Consider the following 4,764-nt stretch of genomic DNA (forward strand, 5'->3'; position numbering starts at 1 on the left):
GTGAGAGCGCATATTTTGTGGGAGAGTAATAAAGTATCATACTAAGTAATAATGATTCATATCAAGTATTAAAGTATCATACTATGGGCTGCGTAGTTTCTAACTCACAGCCTTTTTTAAAGGTATTTCGTCATGAAATTTTTATGACATGTAAGTGGCTAACAATAAACTGAGGCTTGGGTTTTTTGTGCAATCTTAATGAACTATCAAGCTCTAATATCTTTTCAGTAATCAATGGTGCTCTTCAAAAGAAGGGTTATCAACATCTATCGAGATATATTTTTTTATGATAAAATAACTAGTATTTTGGAGTAATTGTAACCTATTGTATTTATTGCGCTTATTCTGGTCTTGTGCTCGATGCTTAAGATTTGAAGTGCTCAGGTTATTTGATACGTAGAGTATTCAGTTGAACGGTATCACTAGTTGGACTGGTTTATCTTTGATAGGAAAGTAAATGAACCCGCATTCGCTGCCAAAGAAAAAAGAACTTGGCGCATATTACACGCCACCGGAGCTAAGCAAAGTGCTTGCTGATTGGGCTATTCAAAGTACCAACGAAGATATCCTAGAACCTAGTTTTGGTGGTTGTGGATTTTTTGAAAGTAGTATCGCGAGATTGCGCGAGCTAGGCTGTAGTGAACCCGAAAAACAGATATACGGTGTTGATATCGATGAGCATGCTTTTCAAATTTTGGATTCAAAATTCGTCAATTACATTGATAAAAAAAAGCGCTTCATCTTAAAAGACTTCATTCAAGTAAACTCGTCAGAATTCTTAACTAATGAGTTTAATGTAGTCCTTGGTAACCCACCTTACGTCTCGATGCATAACATGACTAACGAACAAAGAAAGTCATGTGACAAAGTTCTGCGTAATTCTCCATTTTCGGCTAAAACGATGGGACGCAACGCTAGCTTGTGGGCATTTTTCTTATTGCACAGCTTAGCTTTCCTTAAGGAAGGCGGACGCGTAGCTTGGGTTCTCCCTAGTAGCTTGTTACATGCCGACTATGCAGAAAAGCTCTTAGAGGTTCATCAAAAGCACTTTAAACAAATTAAGATCCTGAAACTTGCAGAGCGCTTCTTCAAAGAAGAGGGTGCAAAAGAGACATCTATTATTCTGTTAGCCGAAGGGTTTCACAAAAAAGAAACCCCACAAAGCAACCTTTCAGTGAATGTTGTTGGGGGTGTGAGCGACCTAAAACAGGCTATTGCCAATGTTGATGCTGCAACTTCCCTTAGTGTGAAAGACTATAAGCTAAATATTATTTCATCGGGTGCGAAGCTTTCATATAGAAACCTTCTTATGAGAGAGACGACAAAAGAATTAAGTGAATATGTTGATATAAAAATCGGAATGGTAACAGGTGCGAACAACTACTTTATAATCAACCGTTCGACTGCAGCAAAACACCAGCTTCCAGAAGATGTGTTAAAACCTGTTGTTGGCCGATTTCGCTATCTTCAAGGCATCATCCACGATAAACATCGACACAAAAAAAGTGCAAAAGCAGATCAGCGCGTATATCTAGTTTGCCCTACAGAAGAACAAATGGCAGATACCTCGTCTCGAGTATTCCAATACCTGTCCGAAATATCTCTAGAAGAAAGACAAACCAATCGTACCTTTAAAAAACGTCCACATTGGTTTGTGCCTGGCTGGGGAATAGACGGACTAAAAGCAGATTGCTTTTTGTCTTACATGATTCACCGTGGACCACGCATGGTAGTTAACACTGGTAATCAATTTAATTGTACTAACTCTATTCATAAAGTGATTTTCAATGAGCCTGTAAGTGCAAAATATAAACGCGCTATGGCAGTGACTATGCTTTCTACTTTTACTCAGTTCTCTGCAGAGCTGGAAGGTCGAGCATACAGCTCTGGTGTATTAAAAATTGAACCGTCTGCAGGGCGACGTATTAGAGTACTGTTCTCAGAACAATGTATCGATGATTTGGATAATTTAAGAACTCAGATTGAAAGCGCATTAGCAGCAGAAGATTACGACGCTGCGACTAAGCTAGTCGATGATGTACTCATTAAGCATGACCTAATAGCGTACGAAGAGTGCCAGTATCTTGCTAAAGCGGTCCATGACTTAAGACGAGAGCGATATAAGGGAGCTCGAGAATATCATGAGTAGGCTAGTCTGATGGCTAGCTTGCGCTAGCCTCCTAGTATTCTATGAACAGGCTCTAAACGTGAACTAACATCAAGACGCCCAATTAGGTGTTCATAGTAAGGTTTCAACCACATCTGTTCACTTTTAACAAGTAACTCATTCCACTTCTTTTCCCTAGTTATCTCGTTCCCTTTGAGCGAGAATTCTCGAAGAACAAAATCAATCAACATAATCATATCAAAAGGTTGCTGAGGAAGTCGTGGATAGTCTATTGGCTGAAAAAGATTATAGTACGCGTCCTCATCACCTATCCCCAAGTAATCCTTATTAAACTTCCCTCCATACTGGAGGTGAAACTTAGGGCTGTGATTGTCGTCATTTGTTGAATCATAATCAAAATGAAAACGCCTTAGGACATGGAAACCATTATCAATTGGATGTTTATGCCACTTCCATTCCTCAGGAACTGGAGCACAATCAGTCGTGTGCTCTAGAATAACGTTTACGGTCAAGCTTTGCTCAATTAACACACTATCTTCAAACTTTACATAGCCACCGATGGATATGTAGAACTTCCTTGATTTATCTTCAGGATTTGTGTATCCAAATATCACATTTGGATCAATTGAAATAACTTTATTTAGGCGTTTTTGCGCATTAACTATCTTTAAAGCTTGCGTACACTGTGTCTTCAAGACATCAACAAAAGTGCCTAATTGAAAGTTCCTTGATTGAGGAAGATTACCCTTATATGTAACTAGAAAAGTTGCAAATGATTTAAGGAGATCTAGGTAATTTTTTGTAAAGCCCTCATCTACATAATCCAATTAATCACCCTCAATAATTCTAGGATTTCTGAAAAGTACTTCCTGTTTCAATGTTTCGTCAGGAATAGAACAACTCATATGCACGTGATGTAACTTCTTGTTCTCATCATCACGTAAAAAACCTAGTGCATCTGGATAGCGTTCATCACACTCAATACACTCCGAGAATTCATTGGAAGATGAAGCACCTAGCAACAATGATGCTGCCTGCTTAAATGGATGCTTAGATAGCAAGTCTTCTTCATCTTCCATAAAGAGCACACAGTCTTCTATCGTACTAGCCCACCACCTTTCTTCATTGGAATCAGCAAATAACCCACGATACTTTGCAACTTCAAACCTATCCAGAATTTGCCTAAAGTACTCAGTGCTGACTCCCAATAGTAATGCCGCACCTTCACGACTCACCAAAGGCCCCTCTTTCTTCAAAAAAGACTCAACCAACCAATGGAAAAGTCGAATATTGAGGTCTTCGCTGAAAGAAACAGTATCGTCAGTAGTGTTGAGCTCCGCTGAAGTGTTAATAAAGAATGTGCGTAGTAGAGAGTTCAGGTCATCTAAAACTTCATCGGGGGCACCTAATAACTCTACGAACTGACTAAAGTCAGAGCATTGAGCAAGCTTCTTGTGCTCTACAATTTCATACTTAAATATTCTGTGGTCTTCAACAAATTCATTGTTAACAAAGAGATCAAACTCACCCAACTTGTTTGTTCGATACTTCGATAATACTGAAATCAAATATATTGGGATTGATTTTGTATAATCCCTAAGCAACGAATAAAGAGACGCACCCGTTCGGAAAATAGGTGAAATTGCTGTATCAAACTTGTAGTCAACAAGAATGAGATCAAACTCGTCAATGCTTCTCAAATTCTCCTGTAGAGCTTCTTCTTTGGGCTCGATCATCGTTACTTCGATTGATTCTCTTTGCTCTAGTACATTCAATAGCCTTGTTCTAGTGTGTTCAGGGTTCTCTGCCAAGTCATCAATTACTAGAATCTTCATATTATTTTCCAATGGTCACTTTGACTTCTGCGTTCCAATCTTGAGAGGGCTCAGTGAATCTCACATCACCCTTATGTTTTTGTAGGATACTTCGCACGATATTAAGGCCCAAGCCTGAACCTTTATTTATATTGCTCAACTGCTCATCACCGAGTGCTGAAGATATAGAACTATATAGCTTGCCTTCAGGGTCAAAAGTACAAGCCTCAAAAACCTTCTCCCAGTATTCTTCTTTCAAACCAATCCCGTTATCTTGTACACACATATGATATTGAGCATTGTTACGCTCTACTGATATATGAATTTTCCTATCCATTGTGTCACTAGCAATCAATGACTTTATGCTATTAGAAATTAGGTTTATCAGAACTGAATATGCCTCCACTTGATTTAGTTTTGGAACTTTCCAAGTCGGTTTTACTGTGTCATAAGTTAACGTGATATTAAATTGTTTCAAAAAGAAGTTGAAACCAGTGTCAATACGTTCGAACATATTAGAAAAGGAGACCTTCTTATTACTTGCTTTCGTAGTGTCTGAAAATATACCAAACATATCAAAGAGGTCATCAAAGGACTTTCTATATATATCCGCACTTTCAGCTAGGTCATTGAGTTCTTTCTTTATGTCAGAGTCATCAACTTTATCTGCAATAAGCTTCAGCTGAGCAGACTGCCCCATTAAGGCCTGCGCTATACCTTTCACCTCATGTGCGAATATAAATAACAAGGGAGTTGTCGCTGAGACTGCTCGAAGCATTTCCACCTCGGCCTCTTGCTCTCTATGATCCGCACCACCAGTTT

The 4,764-nt window shown here is 38.8% G+C and carries 4 protein-coding genes; 1 reads left to right on the plus strand and 3 read right to left on the minus strand.

The features are described from left to right. The first annotated feature begins 457 nt into the window (after positions 1-457). Positions 458-2,149 carry an N-6 DNA methylase gene (locus PL85_RS18560; RefSeq protein WP_095661222.1) on the plus strand — a complete coding sequence of 564 codons (1,692 nt, stop codon included), beginning with the start codon at positions 458-460 and terminating at the stop codon, positions 2,147-2,149. A 23-nt stretch (positions 2,150-2,172) separates the two neighbouring features. Here the strand turns inward: PL85_RS18560 and PL85_RS18565 are convergent, their stop codons facing one another. From PL85_RS18565 to PL85_RS18575, 3 genes are all read right to left on the minus strand, one after another. Further along, the gene (locus tag PL85_RS18565; RefSeq protein ID WP_095661223.1) at positions 2,173-2,955 is read right to left on the minus strand and encodes a hypothetical protein; all 783 of its coding nucleotides are present in this window, start codon (positions 2,953-2,955) and stop codon (positions 2,173-2,175) included. Beyond that, positions 2,956-3,963, minus strand: a complete 1,008-nt coding sequence (locus tag PL85_RS18570; protein WP_095661224.1) for a response regulator — start codon at positions 3,961-3,963, stop codon at positions 2,956-2,958. 1 nt (position 3,964) lies between these two features. Continuing rightward, the coding region (locus PL85_RS18575; protein ID WP_215809372.1) for a sensor histidine kinase at positions 3,965-4,764 on the minus strand (800 nt) is incomplete at its 5' end.

This window comes from Vibrio anguillarum, assembly GCF_001989995.2.
Lineage (GTDB): Bacteria > Pseudomonadota > Gammaproteobacteria > Enterobacterales > Vibrionaceae > Vibrio > Vibrio anguillarum.

Excerpts from the sequence above, each read along its gene's own strand:
- PL85_RS18560 (WP_095661222.1), top strand. The coding sequence starts at position 458 with ATGAACCCGCATTCGCTGCCAAAGAAAAAAGAACTTGGCGCATATTAC.
- PL85_RS18570 (WP_095661224.1), bottom strand. The coding sequence starts at position 3,963 with ATGAAGATTCTAGTAATTGATGACTTGGCAGAGAACCCTGAACACACT.